The organism is Colwellia psychrerythraea 34H, assembly GCF_000012325.1.
In the GTDB taxonomy this organism is placed as follows: domain Bacteria; phylum Pseudomonadota; class Gammaproteobacteria; order Enterobacterales; family Alteromonadaceae; genus Colwellia; species Colwellia psychrerythraea_A.
The window spans coordinates 2,680,086-2,697,132 of the sequence record NC_003910.7 but is presented as its reverse complement, the minus strand read 5'-3'; the positions used below and the strand labels follow the sequence as shown (position 1 = coordinate 2,697,132).

Annotated in this window: 16 protein-coding genes; 6 read left to right on the top strand and 10 right to left on the bottom strand. The window is 37.4% G+C overall.

The genetic code is table 11. The annotated features are described in order from the left end of the window. The first annotated feature begins 17 nt into the window (after positions 1-17). Positions 18-1,358 carry an adenosylmethionine--8-amino-7-oxononanoate transaminase gene (bioA, locus tag CPS_RS11555; protein WP_011043402.1) on the top strand — a complete coding sequence of 447 codons (1,341 nt, stop codon included), beginning with the start codon at positions 18-20 and terminating at the stop codon, positions 1,356-1,358. A gap of 55 nt (positions 1,359-1,413) precedes the next feature. On the opposite strand, the gene CPS_RS11550 is transcribed toward bioA, so the two are convergent. Further along, the gene (locus tag CPS_RS11550; protein ID WP_011043401.1) at positions 1,414-1,803 is read right to left on the bottom strand and encodes a hypothetical protein; all 390 of its coding nucleotides are present in this window, start codon (positions 1,801-1,803) and stop codon (positions 1,414-1,416) included. A 253-nt stretch (positions 1,804-2,056) separates the two neighbouring features. Between CPS_RS11550 and asnS the strand changes: the two genes are divergently transcribed. After that, the gene (asnS, locus tag CPS_RS11545; RefSeq protein ID WP_011043400.1) at positions 2,057-3,457 is read left to right on the top strand and encodes an asparagine--tRNA ligase; all 1,401 of its coding nucleotides are present in this window, start codon (positions 2,057-2,059) and stop codon (positions 3,455-3,457) included. Between the two features lie 111 nt (positions 3,458-3,568). Here asnS and CPS_RS11540 read toward each other — a convergent pair whose 3' ends face one another. Next, the gene (locus CPS_RS11540) at positions 3,569-4,165 is read right to left on the bottom strand and encodes a nitroreductase family protein (RefSeq protein ID WP_011043399.1); all 597 of its coding nucleotides are present in this window, start codon (positions 4,163-4,165) and stop codon (positions 3,569-3,571) included. A 532-nt stretch (positions 4,166-4,697) separates the two neighbouring features. On the opposite strand from CPS_RS11540, the gene CPS_RS11535 reads away from it, so the two are divergent. Next, positions 4,698-5,594 (top strand): DMT family transporter, encoded by an 897-nt coding sequence (locus CPS_RS11535; RefSeq protein ID WP_011043396.1) that lies wholly within the window; start codon positions 4,698-4,700, stop codon positions 5,592-5,594. Between the two features lie 78 nt (positions 5,595-5,672). On the opposite strand, the gene CPS_RS11530 is transcribed toward CPS_RS11535, so the two are convergent. Beyond that, complete coding sequence (locus tag CPS_RS11530; RefSeq protein WP_011043395.1) at positions 5,673-6,371, bottom strand: HvfX family Cu-binding RiPP maturation protein; 699 nt, start codon at positions 6,369-6,371, stop codon at positions 5,673-5,675. A 224-nt stretch (positions 6,372-6,595) separates the two neighbouring features. Between CPS_RS11530 and sppA the strand changes: the two genes are divergently transcribed. Continuing rightward, complete coding sequence (gene sppA, locus CPS_RS11525) at positions 6,596-8,509, top strand: signal peptide peptidase SppA (RefSeq protein ID WP_011043394.1); 1,914 nt, start codon at positions 6,596-6,598, stop codon at positions 8,507-8,509. Positions 8,510-8,993: 484 nt separating this feature from the next. Further along, entirely contained in the window at positions 8,994-10,007 is a 1,014-nt protein-coding gene (ansA, locus tag CPS_RS11520) for an asparaginase (protein ID WP_011043393.1), read from the top strand. Positions 10,008-10,118: 111 nt separating this feature from the next. Here the strand turns inward: ansA and minE are convergent, their stop codons facing one another. From minE to CPS_RS11485, 7 genes are all read right to left on the bottom strand, one after another. Next, the gene (minE, locus tag CPS_RS11515) at positions 10,119-10,397 is read right to left on the bottom strand and encodes a cell division topological specificity factor MinE (protein ID WP_011043392.1); all 279 of its coding nucleotides are present in this window, start codon (positions 10,395-10,397) and stop codon (positions 10,119-10,121) included. A gap of 1 nt (position 10,398) precedes the next feature. Further along, a complete protein-coding gene (gene minD / locus CPS_RS11510) occupies positions 10,399-11,208 on the bottom strand; it encodes a septum site-determining protein MinD (protein ID WP_011043391.1) in 810 nt (269 codons plus the stop codon). A gap of 28 nt (positions 11,209-11,236) precedes the next feature. Continuing rightward, positions 11,237-11,956, bottom strand: coding sequence for a septum site-determining protein MinC (gene minC, locus CPS_RS11505; RefSeq protein WP_011043390.1), 720 nt, complete (start codon positions 11,954-11,956; stop codon positions 11,237-11,239). A 165-nt stretch (positions 11,957-12,121) separates the two neighbouring features. Next, positions 12,122-12,415, bottom strand: a complete 294-nt coding sequence (locus CPS_RS11500) for a cell division protein ZapA (RefSeq protein ID WP_011043389.1) — start codon at positions 12,413-12,415, stop codon at positions 12,122-12,124. Next, positions 12,415-12,645: a hypothetical protein gene (locus CPS_RS11495; protein WP_011043388.1), complete on the bottom strand. Its 231-nt coding sequence runs from the start codon at positions 12,643-12,645 to the stop codon at positions 12,415-12,417. Before CPS_RS11495 ends, CPS_RS11500 begins: the two co-directional genes overlap by 1 nt. Positions 12,646-12,907: 262 nt before the next feature. Continuing rightward, entirely contained in the window at positions 12,908-13,171 is a 264-nt protein-coding gene (locus CPS_RS11490; RefSeq protein ID WP_011043387.1) for a hypothetical protein, read from the bottom strand. Between the two features lie 219 nt (positions 13,172-13,390). Continuing rightward, positions 13,391-14,425: an AraC family transcriptional regulator gene (locus CPS_RS11485; protein WP_011043386.1), complete on the bottom strand. Its 1,035-nt coding sequence runs from the start codon at positions 14,423-14,425 to the stop codon at positions 13,391-13,393. Between the two features lie 201 nt (positions 14,426-14,626). On the opposite strand from CPS_RS11485, the gene CPS_RS11480 reads away from it, so the two are divergent. Beyond that, complete coding sequence (locus CPS_RS11480; protein WP_011043385.1) at positions 14,627-16,978, top strand: TonB-dependent receptor; 2,352 nt, start codon at positions 14,627-14,629, stop codon at positions 16,976-16,978. Positions 16,979-17,047 lie beyond the last annotated feature (69 nt).

Here is a 17,047-nt window from a genome sequence, read left to right as displayed (position 1 = left end):
ATACTTTTGGTTAACAAATGCACAATAAACATACAATGATGAGCCCGTCTGAACAAAATTCACTACTTCGTTTTGATAAAGAGAACGTTTGGCACCCTTATACTTCAATGTCAGAGCCACTACCAAGCTATTTAGTCGATAGCGCAGAAGGTGTAACAATCAATTTAGCCAGCGGAGAGCGACTCATTGATGGTATGTCATCGTGGTGGTCTGTTTTACATGGCTATAATCACCCTAAGTTAAATGCAGCCCTTGTGGAACAGGCGTCAAAAATGTCGCATGTTATGTTCGGTGGTTTAACGCATCAAAGTGCTATTACCTTATGTGAAAAATTGATTAATTTAACGCCTGAAGGTTTAGATAAAGTTTTTCTGTCTGATTCTGGTTCAGTTAGTGTTGAAGTTGCAATGAAAATGGCTCTTCAGTATCAACATGCAGTCGCTGAAAAAAAGAAGATTACGTTAACCAAAACTAAGCTGTTAACCGTTAAAAATGGCTATCACGGTGATACCTTTGCCGCAATGTCGGTATGCGATCCTATAACGGGTATGCATCAAATATTTGAACAAGTATTAATGCAGCACTTCTTTGCTCCGGCGCCTACGATAAAATTTGGTGAACAATGGTCAAGTGACGATGTTACTGAGCTAACTGCATTATTTGCAGAGCATCATAATGACATAGCCGCATTTATTATTGAGCCTATAGTGCAAGGTACCGGTGGTATGCGTTTTTATCACCCTGAATATTTGAAAGCCTGTCGCTTACTCTGTGATAAGTATGATGTTTTACTTATAGTCGATGAAATTGCAACAGGCTTTGGAAGAACCGGCAAACTGTTTGCCTGCGAATGGGCAGGTATTAATCCAGATATCATGTGTTTAGGTAAAACCCTAACAGGTGGTTATATTACCCTTGCCGCAACCTTGTGTACCACGCACATTGCACAAACCATCAGTGAAGGTGCTGCAGGTTGTTTCATGCATGGACCTACGTTTATGGGAAATGCCCTCGCCTGTGCTGTAGCGAATGCTAGCATTGATTTACTGTTAGAAAATGATTGGCAATCTCAAGTACAAGCGATTGAAAATACGCTTGTTAGCCACCTTAAACCGTTAGAAAAACATGCAAGAGTAAAAGATACGCGGGTTTTAGGGAGTATTGGCGCGATAGAGTGCAAACAAAATGTCAATGTAGCCCAGATACAAAAACGTTTCGTTGAATTAGGTGTTTGGATCAGACCTTTTGGTCAGCTGATCTATATCATCCCACCATTAATCATCACTACAGAACAACTAATTACGTTGGTTAATGCCATGGCAACGGTTCTAGATGAAGATGAATGCTTTAAATGTTAGTTGATTGTTTAAGTGATTAATTAGTTAAGTGTGCAGGGTTCTGTTCACACCAGGATTACTGTACCTTAACTAAGATATAGACTAACCAAGTCAGGTTAACAGCCAGTAAGAATATCAAATTACCAAGAGGCGCATCACTGCGACGGCGACTACGATATCTATCCGTCATTAGTGCTAAATAACTGCCTAAAGCACTCAGCCATAACAAAATGTAGAGATAACCCGTTAATGGCGTTAACCAAAATTGACGGATTTCAATGTCATAATAGCGTAACACCCCATAATCTTTATCTGGCGCAGCATAATAAGACATCACCAGTGCGACAATAAAAAGTAACCAACTGAGAATAACTAACGTTATTTGGGCGTAGCTCCAAAAGTCGGTTGCTGTTCTCCTGTCAATTTTTTGCTTTAGTTTGGTATATTCATCACTGTTTTGTTTCATCGCAGCTGCTTTCATCCGTTTATGCGCTTTATACTACTATAGCAAATGGATAATTAATTATTCCTATGGGTATTTGTTATTTTCATTGCAATTAAGCATTGCAATTAAGCCTTGTCACGGTAACATATCACCCCATTTTCAGCATAATGCCAATTAGTTAAGATTTATCCCTCACTTAGCGTGAATGGAACATAACGAAATTAACATGGTATACGCAATTTCAATCAATTACATAAGAATAAGAGGTCATTAGATGTCAGTTATATCTATTACTGATGTATTAGCAGGTAACTTCCCTGTTAATGAAAGCATTACCATCCACGGTTGGATCAGAACACGTCGTGATTCGAAAGCTGGTATTTCATTTTTAGCATTACATGACGGTTCATGTTTTGATGCTATTCAAGCCATTGTGCCTAATGAATTAGACAATTATGAAAGCGATGTTCTTAAACTAACCACTGGCTGTTCAGTAAAAGTAACTGGTATTTTGGTTGAATCTCCAGGTAAAGGACAAGCATTCGAAATTCAAGCAACTGAAGTCGAAGTTTTAGGTTTTGTAGAAGACCCAGATACTTACCCAATGGCTGCTAAGCGTCACAGTATTGAATTTTTACGAGAACAAGCCCATTTGCGTCCTCGTACTAATATTGGCGGCGCGGTAACTCGTGTACGTAATTGTTTAGCGCAAGCTGTTCATAGATTCTTACATAGCAAAGGTTACTTCTGGATTAGTACTCCTCTTATCACGGGTAGTGATTGTGAAGGCGCTGGCGAGATGTTCCGTGTAAGCACATTAGATATGGAAAACTTACCTCGCAACGATGAAGGTAAAGTTGACTACAACAAAGACTTCTTTGGTAAAGAGACCTTTTTAACAGTATCAGGCCAATTAAACGTAGAGACATATTGTAACGCGTTATCAAAAGTTTATACTTTTGGCCCTACTTTTAGAGCCGAAAACTCTAACACTACCCGTCACTTAGCTGAATTTTGGATGGTCGAACCTGAAATTGCTTTTGCTGATTTATCAGACGCGGCAGATTTAGCAGAAGAAATGCTAAAGTATGTATTTAAGGCGGTACTTGAAGAGCGTCCTGACGATATGGCGTTCTTTCAACAACGTGTAGATAAGACTGTTCTTGACCGTTTGAATTCAGTAATCAATACCGACTTTGTTCGCCTTGATTACACTGACGCTATCACTATATTAGAAAACTGCGGTAAGAAATTTGAAAATCAAGTATCTTGGGGCGTAGATTTAAACTCTGAGCATGAGCGTTATTTAGCTGAAGAGCACTTTAACGGTCCAGTAGTTTTACAAAACTACCCGAAAGATATTAAGTCATTCTACATGCGTTTGAACGATGACGGTAAAACGGTTGCTGCTATGGATATTTTAGCACCAGGTATTGGCGAAATCATTGGTGGTAGCCAACGAGAAGAACGTCTTGACGTATTAGATAGCCGTTTAGAAGAAATGGGCTTAGATATTGCTGATTACGGTTGGTATAGAGATTTACGTCGTTACGGCACTGTACCTCATTCTGGTTTTGGTTTAGGTTTTGAACGTTTAGTAGCTTATGCAACAGGCATGCAAAACGTACGTGACGTAATTCCATTCCCAAGAACGCCTAACAACGCAGCGTTCTAACTTTCTATAGTTAAGCTTTTTAGCATTAGCTAATGAGTTAGATACGAAAAAGGCGACATTATGTCGCCTTTTTTATTGTCTAATCAAATGGTTTTATAAACTAATATAAAGCTACTGCCAATAAGTCACTTTATCTTGATAACTTTTCGCTGGTTTCGTATTACATATTTTACTTGGGGTGCCGATATATAAAAATCCGGCAATATCATTACCTGCCTCTAACCCTAAACCTTGTTTAACCGTTTCATTGTATGCAAATCCTCCAGTACGCCACATAGCGCCATAACCTAGTGAGAATGCAGCCATTTGCATCGAATGTGCACAACAACCCGCGGTAATTAACTGCTCTTGCAGTGGTACTTTATTATGTTCAACGTATTGTGTTGATATAACAATAATCATCGGTGCTCTAAATGGCTTTTTTGCTACTTTCGCCATTTTCTCATTTAAGGCTTGTTCATCTATGTTTGCCCCTTCAATAAGTCCAGTTTGGCTAGCCATGTTGATTGTCGTTGCTTCTACATAGATATCACTTAATCGTTGTAAACCTTGTCCGGTAATAACATGGAAATGCCAAGGTTTTAATCCGCCATGATCCGGTACTCGCATACCGGCTGATAATAATGTGGCTAGATCTGCTTCAGTTGGTGCAGGCTCTGTTAACACAGGTGTTGACTGTCGTTGTAATAATAATTCAATAGCGTTCATAAAATGCTTCTAACAAGTGGTTATCGTAGAAGTTTATCGTTAAGTTTGTGCTTGTGCACGTTGTTATAATAAAAAATTAACATTAATTATCATTGAATGGTTTTTATCCTTGACTTAAATTTACCCAACCGCCACTATAAATCGTAACTAACCTGTAAATTACAACTCAAGATAAAATAAGATTACATAAAGAATGCAAAGCACCTTACTCGCCATGATAAATATTCGAAACCTTAAAGCGGCAGCTACTAACTGTCTGTTTGTGGTCAATCGACTGTGGTTAGTTAATCGTCAGTCAAATTGGCCTCCCCTCTGCGAAGCATTGAAAATTCATAATTAATCAAATTTAATTAGTTCACTTTTAAAGCCGCAGAAATTAACTCTTGCGGCTTTTTTGTTTTCTCAACTGTTCCTCATAAAAAACCGCAACTTTCTGCTTTATATCAAACGGATTAATAAATAGTCCGTCTGATATTTACTTTAAAAGCTAACGTTAACAACATAAATTTTAAACGTAAAAAAGGAGAGAAAAATGTCAGTGTCAATTGCCTATTTGGCGGTACTATTAATATGGTCTACCACTCCATTAGGTATAGTGTGGAGTAGCGAATCAATTAATCCAAGTTTAGCGGTATTACTTCGAATGCTGATTGCCTTAGTATTAGGCGCACTAGTGATTAAAATACGCAATATTCATATTCCTTGGCACAAACAGGCCGTAAAGTTATACAGCTTTTCGGCGTTAGGTATTTTTGGTGGCATGCTGTGCTCTTATCTATCTGCCGCTTATTTATCGTCTGGCATTATTTCTTTGGTCTTTGGCTTATCACCCGTTATTTCAGCTTTATTAGCAAAGAAAATATTATCCGAACCCAATATAAGTGGTATGCGTAAATTCTCTATGGCTATTTCATTAATTGGTTTAGCGGTAGTTTGCTCAGATAACTTTACCTTAGCGGATGATGGCATTTACGGAATAATTTTTATTTTAATGGCGGTATTTTTCTTCAGTTTAAGTGGTGTATTAGTTAAAAGTGTTTCATTGGCTATTCATCCGTTAGCAACTACGGTCGGGGCGCTATCGGTTGCAACACCACTGTTTTTAGTGAGCTGGTTATTACTTGATGGCACTCTACCGATTGAAACTTGGCAAGCAAAGTCTCTTTGGGCAACACTCTATTTAGGTGTCTTTGGTTCATTGATTGGTTTTTATGCCTACTTTACTGTGTTGCAGAAGTTATCAGCCAGTAACGTAACTTTGATTACCTTAATTACACCAGTGATTGCTTTGACTTTAGGCGCAGTATTAAATGGTGAGGTTATCAATGATAAGTTGATATTAGGTGCGTTTATGGTGTTATTAGGATTAAGTATTTACCACTTCGGGCATTTACTTCCCCGCCTTAAAAAGAAACGAGCTCGTAGTTAACTGAATTGCATAATAAAAAAAGCCGAACAACTATTAGAGTTGTTCGGCTTTATATCTATACTTATTAGCTTAATCTTGCTAACTAAATCTCTTTTCTTCAATCAAAAACCGCTTCGCAACAAAATGATCAACGCTGGTATAGCGCCCTGCTCCAATAAAGAATAATGACAACAGCATAATGAAATAGGTAGTAGAAAATTCGATACCGTTATTTAGTACAACAATATTACCATTTTCATAAAGCCAATCTGTATTGCCATTTTCTTCGATTAACTCTCGCATTTTTTCAAGACGGGTAGCCGTTTGTTCGCTGTTATCTAAACTAGCTTGTGCACTATCAATACCAAGCCAAACGGCCACTTTAGCTGGGCTAATATCACTATTCGTTGGCGTAATGGCAAACCAACCGTTATCTGCATGTACTGATGTGGCGGCCACTATCATGGTAAACATTAATGGAATGCTAATTAAGCGAGTTAATGCACCAAATAATAAGAACCAACCGCCAAAAAACTCTACCAGAATAACTAAATTAGCCAGTAAAGCCGGAAATGGTAAACCTAAACCCCAATCGCTATTACCAAACCAAGCAATAATATTAGGGTCTGCCATGATGGCACTAAAGCCTGTAACCTCTTCATTAAGCATTTGAGTTTTACTAAAACCTGCCATGATAAACACAGGAGCAAGGTATAGCCTCAATAATAAAGCAGGAATACCGTCAAAGTTTTTAAGTTGCGCTAAAAAGCACTGGTAGTAATGTTGTAATCTTTGCATAGTTGTTATCTTTTAATAAAATAATACGATTAATAGTAAGAACGTGTAAACCAGTAAAGTATTTCAAAACATCTTAAAAAAATGCGGAAAGTCTTATAAATAGTTGTAAAAAGGCAATTGCCATAAATAGTTACAATCTACCTTAGGTCATTTGTTAAGTTTTAGTAAACATTAAGGTAGTATAGCTCTGAGTTTTTAATTTAATCAATTTAAGATAAATATATATGAATAATAACCCAGGCATTATAAAACGGATCTTTTCTTCAATTTGGCGAGTATTAACGTTTACTCGCTCTGTTGTGCTAAACCTAGTATTTTTTATACTGTTATTTTCATTCATTGGCGTCATCCTATCAAGCGGTGAAGAGCAAGTAACAGTGCCAGAAAAAACGGCCTTAGTACTGAACCTTGTTGGTGATGTGGTAGAACAAAAGCGTGAAGTTGACCCTATGGAAGCTTTTTTAAGTGAAGCCATGGAACAACAAGATGATAAACCAGAAGTTCTACTTACTGATATCATTGATGTTATTAGTAAAGCCAAAAAAGATGATCGGGTAGAAATATTAGTTTTACAGCTACAAGGTTTAAATCGTGCTGGTTTAACTAAGTTGCAAGACATCGCAGCAGCGCTAGAAGACTTTAAAAGTAGCGGTAAACAAATTATTGCCCTTGGTGACCAATTTTCCCAAGACCAATATTACCTTGCCAGTACCGCCAATGACATTTGGTTAAATCCACAAGGTTTTATGTTACTTGATGGTTATGGCCGTTATAACATGTACTTTAAATCGGCATTAGAGAAATTAGCAATAAACCAACACATTTTCCGTGTTGGTACTTTTAAGTCAGCCGTTGAACCTTTTATTAGAGATGATATGTCAGATGCTGCCAAAAAAGCTAACAAACTTTGGTTAGCTGATTTGTGGATGCAGTACAAAGAAGATGTTGCTGCGCGACGTGGTTTTGGTGTTGACAATTTTGATGAGAACATTGATAACTTAGTTGCTAAATTTAGTGCGGCTGATAGTAGCTTTGCTCAATATGCACTTAAAAATAACTGGGTTGACCAATTGAAGTCTCGCCAGGAAATGCGCTCTGAGCTAATTGAGTTAGTCGGAGAAAACAAAAAAGGTGATAGTTACAACCATATTGGTTACAAAAATTATATTGCTGCTACGAGTTCATCGATAGAAGAAAGCGCTGAGCTTGCCGAAAAGAGTCACGATAAAGTTGCCATTATAGTTGCTAAAGGCACTATTTTAGATGGAACACAAAAGCCTGGCACCATTGGCGGTGACAGTACAGCGAAGTTACTGCGTAAAGCGAGAAATAATGATGATGTTAAAGCGGTAGTACTTCGTGTAGATAGCCCTGGTGGCAGTGCTTACGCTTCAGAAATTATTCGTCAAGAAGTTGAGTTATTGAAAAAAGCAGGTAAACCTGTTGTTGCTTCAATGGGTACTTATGCCGCTTCAGGTGGTTACTGGATTTCAGCACCAGCAGATAAAATATATGCAGCCCCTTCTACTATCACAGGTTCAATTGGTATTTTTGGCATGATGATGACGTTCGAAGATACATTAAGCAAAATGGGTATTTATACTGATGGAGTTGGTACCACTGATATTGCTGGTTTTAGTCCGACTCAAGCGTTGACTCCAGGTATGGCTAATTTATTCCAATTATCCATTAACCGAGGTTACCAAGAATTTATACAACTTGTTGCCACTAATCGTGATATGACTTTAGAAGAAGTTGATGCGATTGCTCAAGGACGTGTTTGGTCTGGTAAAAAAGCGAAAGAGCTTGGCTTAGTTGATGAACTTGGTAATCTAACTGATGCTGTTGTTGCTGCTGCAACACTAGCAAAACTTGAACAATACGACACTTTGTTAATTGAAAAAGAACAATCTTCACGTAACAAAATCATGCAACAGTTATTGGGTCAATCATCAACATTGGTAAGCTTATTCTCAGCAAATGAAGAGAAAATCGCTATTGATTTAGCGACTAATTCAGTGAATAGCAAACCATTATCACAGTTCATTACTATGATGAAAAACGAATTAGGTCTGATGAATCAGTTTAATGATCCCCAAGGTCGTTATACGTTATGTGTTGCTTGTGGTGCAAACTAAAGCAGTCATAATTCATAAAAAACCAGTTAACCATTACAGTGTGTAATGGTTAAATTAAAGAGGTAGTTAAGCATTTAACTACCTCTTTTTTTATGCCACATCTTCTTTGGTACTATGGCTCAATACTGTTTTCACTTTTTTGAGCAACAATCTTTCCTTGCTCAGTAAATTAACCCGTTTGCTGTCACTGCTATAGCAACCTTCCCGCTTGCTAAGATATAATATCGTCCTTGAATAAAACTAATACCAATTAAACTAATTAAGTGATCTTTTAAAATGGTCTAAATATCCAATAACATCGTTGCTTTCAATCCCAATAGCTAGCTATTGCTCAATCAAGCGTCTTGTTCTTGAAAATTTATTCTCATTAAAATTTGAACCATTAATAAATTTAATTGGTATAAAGACTGATCTCATTAATGTATATCAATATTAATGAATACTGATCACATTAAATTATCGAAATAAATAAGTAGTCAAAGTTATGATGAAAAAAAGAATTTACGTTGCATACACTGGCGGTACCATTGGCATGATGCAAAGCACACAAGGCTTTGTTCCCGCAAAAGGTCACCTTACTGAATCTATCAATGCCTTACCTGAATTTCATCGTAGTGAAATGCCTGAATTTACTATCAGTGAATATCAGCCTTTAATTGATTCATCAAACATGACCCCCAGTGATTGGCAGCGCATCGCTGATGATATTAAAGCCAATTATGATGACTATGATGGATTTGTTGTTCTACATGGCACAGATACCATGGCGTATACTAGTTCAGCCTTATCATTCATGTTCGAAAATTTAAGTAAGCCTGTCATTGTAACAGGCTCACAAATTCCGTTGAGTCAACTCCGCTCTGATGGGCAAGTTAATGTACTAAACGCTTTATACATTGCCGCTAACTACCCCATCAGTGAAGTAAGTTTGTTTTTTAATAACAAACTGTATCGCGGTAACCGTTGTATTAAGGCCTATGCTGATGGCTTCAACGCGTTTGACTCACCTAATATGCCGGTATTACTGGAAGCGGGTATCAATATTCAGTTGGTTGCTGGTACGCTTGCACATCCGGTAGACAAAGTTGAACCCTTACAACTTTCAACCATGACCCCACAGCCAGTTGGTGTTGTTCACCTATACCCAGGTATAAGTAGTGAAGTTATCGAGAATGTTATAAAACAACCGGTTAAAGCCCTCATACTTCGAAGCTACGGTGTTGGTAATGCACCACAAGATAAAGCCTTACTTGCTTGTTTAAGAAAAGCGAAAGAACAAGGTATTGTTGTGGTCAATTGTAGCCAATGTATTAAAGGTACAGTAAATATGTCGGGTTATGCGACAGGTAATGCGCTCAGTGAGACGGGAGTTATCAGTGGCCATGATATGACCTTAGAGGCAACATTAACCAAGTTACATTATTTGTTAAGTAAAAACTTAAGCTATGATGAAATGTGCCAACAAATGGATATAAGCCTACGTGGGGAACTTACTTAATACCATTTTCATTAAGTAAGTGATCTTGTTGTGCGCAGAAAAATAGAAACACGAATGTTAGCAACCGGACTATTTCATTAATCCGGTTGCTAACAAATTAAAGAGAAAACCTTAGTCAGCGGTTTGCTCATCATGCAATTCTATATTCAGTTCTAATACGTTTAAATCGCCATCTTTTTTATCAAGATTTATCGAAAAACTTTCATCAGATACTTTAATGTATTTACGGAGAACCTTAAGAATATCTTCAGTAAGCTGTGGTAAATAATCGGGCTGTTTATTACGACTATTACGTTCATGCGCAACAATGATTTGCAGGCGCTCTTTGGCTTTGGACGCCGTTGTTACCTGCTTTTCTTTTTTACGTAAAAAATAATCTAAAAGTGCCATGTTATCCTCCAAACATACGACTGAAAATGCCTTTTTTCTCGGCAACTAAAAACCTAAATTCAACTGTTTCACCTAATAGACGTTCTATAACATCCTGATAAGCTTTACCGGCATCACTTTCGGTATCTAAAATTACTGGTTCTCCAGCATTCGATGCCTTAAGTACTGCTTGTGATTCTGGAATCACACCTAACAGAGGTATCGACAGAATATCTTCAACATCCTCAACACTCAGCATTTCACCTTCTTCTACGCGTTTAGGTGAATAACGCGTCAATAATAAATGCTCTTTTATCGGTTCTAAGCCAAGTTCTGCTCTGCGTGAGCGACTTGCTAACATGCCTAAAATGCGATCAGAATCACGTACCGATGAGACTTCAGGATTGGTAGTTACTATCGCTTCATCTGCATAATAAAGTGCCATCATAGCACCGGCTTCAATGCCTGCAGGTGAATCACAAACTATAAAGTCATAGGTTTTACCAAGCTCTTCTAGCACTTTGCCAACATTTTCTTTATTTAACGCATCTTTATCCCGCGTTTGCGAGGCAGGTAATATAGACAAACTGCTAACGCGCTTATCTTTAATTAATGCCTGATTTAAAGTTGCTTCACCATTAATGACATTAACGAAGTCGTAAACAACGCGACGTTCACAGCCCATGATCAAATCAAGGTTACGTAGACCAATATCAAAATCGATTAAAACGACTTTATGACCTTTTAACGCCAATCCAAGTCCAATTGCAGCACTGGATGTTGTTTTGCCAACACCACCCTTGCCTGAGGTAACCACTATTATTCGCGCCATAGACCGAATATCCTTTATAAGTTAATAATTAAATGAGTTTTGATGACGTTAGTTCGCTATCAGTCAAATGAATGTATACAGGTGAACCCCAGTGCTGTTCCATTGATTCACTCAGCCAATAATTACCATTAATAGAGACCAGTTCAGCCTCAAGGTTTTGGCAATAAATTTGCGCTTTGTGATGACCTTTTGCGCCGGCTATTGCTCGGCCACGTAATGAGCCATAAACATGGATATTACCGTCGGCAATCACTTCAGCACCTGCTGAAACAGAACCAATGACTACAAGATTTTGATCTTTAGCATAAATTTGTTGGCCAGAACGAATTTGACCTCGGTGAACTTTGTCTGTGTATAAATTACATTCAGGAATAGCAGCTGTTACTTTACTCTCAGCAACTATGGCCTTTTCTGCAATAGCAGCCTTCTGTGAAGTATCAACTCTTGTTGTATTCACAAAAGAAAAACCAAGTTCACGAATGAGTTTACGTTGTTCTTTATCAACCGAACCAGTGAAACCAACGAAGGTGAAATTAAATTCTTCAATTAAGGTTTTTACCGCTTGGTAATCAATCGAACAATCAAGTTGTTCAATATTAACCACGACAGGAACTAGATAAAAAAAATCTGGGGCTTGGGCCACTTTTTTTACTAAATCAGCACGGATATCCGCTAGTTTTGATGTTTTCAAATGTAAAACAGATAGGGTAAAACTTGTACCTTTAAATTCAATGCTGGCATCAGCCATAATGAAAATTTTCCTAAATAAGACTACTAAGTGCCTAGAGTTAAAGTTCCTAGACATAAATTTCCCAGTATTGCTGTTATGTTAACTAACAGATAACGGCAATACTGAAAAAGTAACAGCGTTTATAAACCCAATAGGACTCAGGTATTGCTCACTTTACGAAAATTAATCCGTTTGGTATAAGGCACTTTTTAATGTAGAAATTAAAGCATCTTCACCATGTTGATAACGCTTAATTTTATTATTCGCTATTAACAGTGAATAACTTAAATTAATTGACGCGACCAATAAAGCACGCTCGCTGTTAGCCATACCATTTTTTTTCTTAATGTCAGCACACATAACAGCAAGACTGTTAGCGGCTTGGTTTAAATCCTCTGCTTGTTCAGCTGAGCAATTAAACTGGTGTTGCTTGCCCATTATTTCAATGCTGATACCTTTAGAGTCTTCAGCAATCATTAATTAACCTCTTCTACACTTTGTAATTTGCCTAATAGGCTGGTTAATACATTATTTGTTTGTTTTTGCTTTTCTTCACCGTCAAGTGCTTCAAGTTGCAAGGTTTCGTTTTCATCAAGCAGCAATGATTTTTGCTGCTCAAGTTCAGCCACTTGGTTTTTTAGCTGGTTATTTTTTGCAATGATATCTTCAATCAGTTGTTCGAGTTGAGGGAGAGTATTTTCTAACATAAGGCGCTCTTGTTAACTGTAGTAAATTAAAGGCGCAAATTTAATCTAAAGTGAGACAGAATGCTACTCTTTAGCACGATTATTGGCGTATTTTATGTAACAATTTTCAACACGAGGAAGGATTAGATAATAACGTTCAAAAAACACACGTTAATGTTAAAAATCATACAATTACAATTGATTATTTTAACGGTGTGATTTTTGAAGTAAAAATAAATTAACGCTTAAATTTAAAACAAAGGACTTTGATAACGACCCTACCCTAATCTGTTTTTTTCTTAGCTAGAGCAAAGTTCGCATAAATGGTGGTTGAACCACCGGCAATAAGAGAAAGCATAGCAACACCAAACATTGCATTATTTTGAGATTCAAAAGCTAATAGATATAAACCTAGCGCAACAAAAAACAAGCCACCTATGGCAAAGGCTTTTGGATGTAATGATATCAGGCCAGAGGATTGAAAGCCTTTTATTGCTTTAGTTTTAGAATGAGCAGACGCTTTTCGTTTATGTTTATTTGTTGGCATCACCAACTCCTTAGATTTTTATTAGATACTTCGTGTTACTACATTAGCCATTGTCAGGTTGTCATAAGGACAACGAGATATGAATACCAATTAATATCCCACAATGTCAAATAATTAGAAACGATGAAGATCAACTTTCTATCAATAAGTAGATATTACTGAGCTGTATTAGATATCCACTTACCTAACACAGAGATAACTGCCAATACATTTAGGCGATTAATTAATTTGCCTAAGATTTGATGGAGTTTGCCCTGTCCATTTTTTAAAAGCCGCTCTGAAATTGGACACGTCATTAAAGCCGATAGCACAACCGATATCCTCTATTGTTAATTGAGTTTCGATGATTAATTTTTTAGCCGCACTACAGCGTAACTCTTTTACTATATCTCTAAAACTTGTGCCTTGCTCAGATAACTTTCTACGCAGTGTTCTTGGAGTGAGATATAAGTCACTCGCTAAGTTTTCTGCACAAAGATCCTTATGCATATTCGCCGCTATCCATTGATTGATAGTAATTAAGAATTCATTTTTTGTGGCCACTGAATTTAATACGTTATCGCATTGGCTAAGTAGTAAAGGCATTGCAAAAGGATTACTCCTAGGAGTATTTAATAACAATTTATCGTCATCAAATACAAATTCATTATGAGGATTTCCATAGGTTATTGGGCAGCCAAAAAATTCTTCATAACCTCGGTGATGCTTAGGTTTAGCAAAACTAAAGCGTAGCGCATCAAAAGAGAAACTTTCATTATCCATACAATCTCTGACCAAAGACAACACAATTACGCACTGTAGTTCAATATTAAATTCCGCTAGATCAATGGTATGCAAAAGATCTTCAAAACGAAAGCATGATTGTTCTGATTCACAATCTACGTGCAGTGTCATATTAACCGTTTTAGTAACCAAATTATGATAGCGAATAGAAAATTCGAGGGCTGACCGTAAGCTGTTACAACATAATAATGTACAGCCATATAAACCGTAATCTTTAGGTTTTATTGCGGCTCCCAGCAGTAAACTAATACCAGGAATATCTAATGCCACAACATTTCGATAAAAAGTGACTATTTGATCCTTATTTATTTGATATTCACGGTCATTTAACCCATACGGTTCAATATCTGTATCTTTTAACAAACGTGATAAATCAATGCCTCTTTCAGATAACGTGGTCGAAATAAAGTTAAGTTTATGAGCAAAGACCTGACCAGTAAAGTTAGCGGACAAAGCATTTTGTTGAACCATATCATTATTTCTCTTTTTGTTATTTACCACCAGTTAACCACAAATTGACCGCTTTTCACTCAAAGTTGACCGTTTATCACCTTATCTTCACTATCACTGATCTTTATATTATCAGGGGCTTTTGAACTTCATGTTTGTGTTTTGCTAAATTTAAAAGCTCAAAAGCCTCTAACAATAATTATAATAAAAAAGTGAGATAACATGAAAAACAAGGCAATAAAAAGCATATTCACCTTGAGTGCCTGTGCTTTAGCAATTAATGCTGCAACAGCACAAGAGCAAGTAACCTTAGAAGTTATTCAAGTCACAGCACAAAAAAGATCGGAAAATGCGCAAGAAACGCCGATCTCAATGAACGTGCTTAGTGCAGACGATTTGAAAGAAAAAAGCATAGAAAAAATTGATGACTTGCAATACTCAGTTCCAAATCTACATATGACAGAAACAGGCATAAGTACCCAAATGTTTATCCGCGGCATTGGCACCGGAAATAACCAAGGTTTTGAGCAATCTGTTGGCCAGTATATCGATGGCGTACATTATGGCCGTCAACAGTTACTACGCATGCCGTTTCTTGACTTAGAGAGAATTGAAGTCTTAAAAGGACCGCAATCAATCATGTTTGGTAAAAACTCTGTTGCCGGTGCACTTAACTTATCTTCAGCAAAACCAACACAAGACACAGAAATTCATCTTGGTTTACAGTATCAACCTACCATAGGTGCTACTGAAATCACCGGCATGGTATCGGGTGCTTTAACGGATACTTTGTCAGCAAGGTTAGCCGTTCGAGACTATTCAGAAGATGGTTATGTTGAAAACACGTTTAAAGACCGTGATGAAACAATTCGAGAAGAAAGCGCTGTTCGTTTGAGCTTAATGTGGGAACCAAGCGATACCATGAACTTCTTATTCAAGGTAGAACAAGATGAGTTTGATGGTACTGGGCGACAAATCGAAGTGATTAGAGACGAGCCCTCTCTTGCAGGATCACCTATTCCAGGTGCTACCTTTAGCCAAATACTCGGGGCTTTAGGCCATCCTAACGCAATATCAGAAAATGAATTGAATTATCAACGCCAAGCTGATGCAGAAGAAAGTAATAACAACAGCTTAACTAATTCAACGTTAACGGCTAACTTTAAATTAGGGGATTACACCCTTACCTCGGTATCAGGTTTCGTATCATACGATTTTGTTGAAACCTGTGATTGTGACTATACTGCTGCACCTATATTTTCGGTCTTCATAGATGAAGAATATGAGCAGTTCAGTCAAGAAATTAGGTTGGTTTCTCCATTAGGTGAAAAGTTCGATTGGTTAGGCGGACTTTTTTATCAAACCAGTGAACTTGGCTTCGATGACAATATTAAAATACCCACCAACAGCGTTTTAGGTTTATTGTCTGGTGGCGCACTATCACCGTTAACTGGACATGGTGCAGGTCGTAATTATCAACTAGACACAGATATGTTTTCTGCCTTTTTCCAAGGGCGTTATCATTTTACCGAGGCACTAACTCTAACCTTAGGTGCCCGTTTTACGAGTGAAGAGAAGACATCATCTCGTATTATGAATATTACTGATCTAGCTACTGGTAATATTACCACCAACCCTATGGCACCGGCCTTATTCGATGCTGTCTTTGGTATTCAAAGTGAACAAAGCCCTTTATCACCGCAAGGACATAACTTAAAGGGTGAACGTAAAGAAAACTCTTTTACGCCACTAATTAATATCAGTTATAAAATTGATCAAAATATTATGGCTTATGCTTCTGCAACCACAGGGTTTAAAGCGGGTGGTTTTGATGCCAGAGCTAATAACGTTAATTCATGGGAATTTGAAGAAGAAGAAGCCACAGCCTATGAAATGGGAATAAAGTCTTTACTGTTAGACGATACCTTAGAAATAAACTTATCTTTTTACCGCACCGAATACGACAACTTGCAGGTTAGTCAGTTTGATGGAGTACTTGGCTTTAATGTTGGTAACGCTAAAGAAACCGTGGTGCAAGGCGTTGAAGTAGATGGCCGTTGGATAATACTTGATGGTTTATCAATGCAATACGGTGTTGCTTATTTAGACCACGAGTACAAAGACTTTACAAATGGTAACTGTCACAGCAGACAAGTTCCTGATGGTGATATAGGTGCTGATGGCAATCAACTGTGTGATTATACGGGTAAATCAGGGCAATACACGCCTAAGTTTACCGCCAGCATTGGTTTTGACTACTTCACTGATATCTCATTTTTAGGTTTTGAATACTTCAGAACTACGCTAGGGCTTTACCACTCGGCAAAACAAAATGTTGATGTTAACTTAAATCCGCTTTATGAAGTTGACTCTTATGACAAGGTAGATATGCGCATTGCCCTTGAAAGTGAAAACTGGAACATTGCTTTGTTTGGTAAAAACATGACGAATGAAGAAGTATTAACGTATGTGGGTAACAATCCATTATCGGGTAGTACCTTTGGAACAGACACTTTTTATGGTTTTGTCGACCGACCAGCAGTCTATGGCATACAGCTAGATTATAACTTTTAGTTGATTACAGTAAATTGTACTAACTATTGTAGCTTTACTTAAACTACTGTAGAAATCGGACGTTTAATT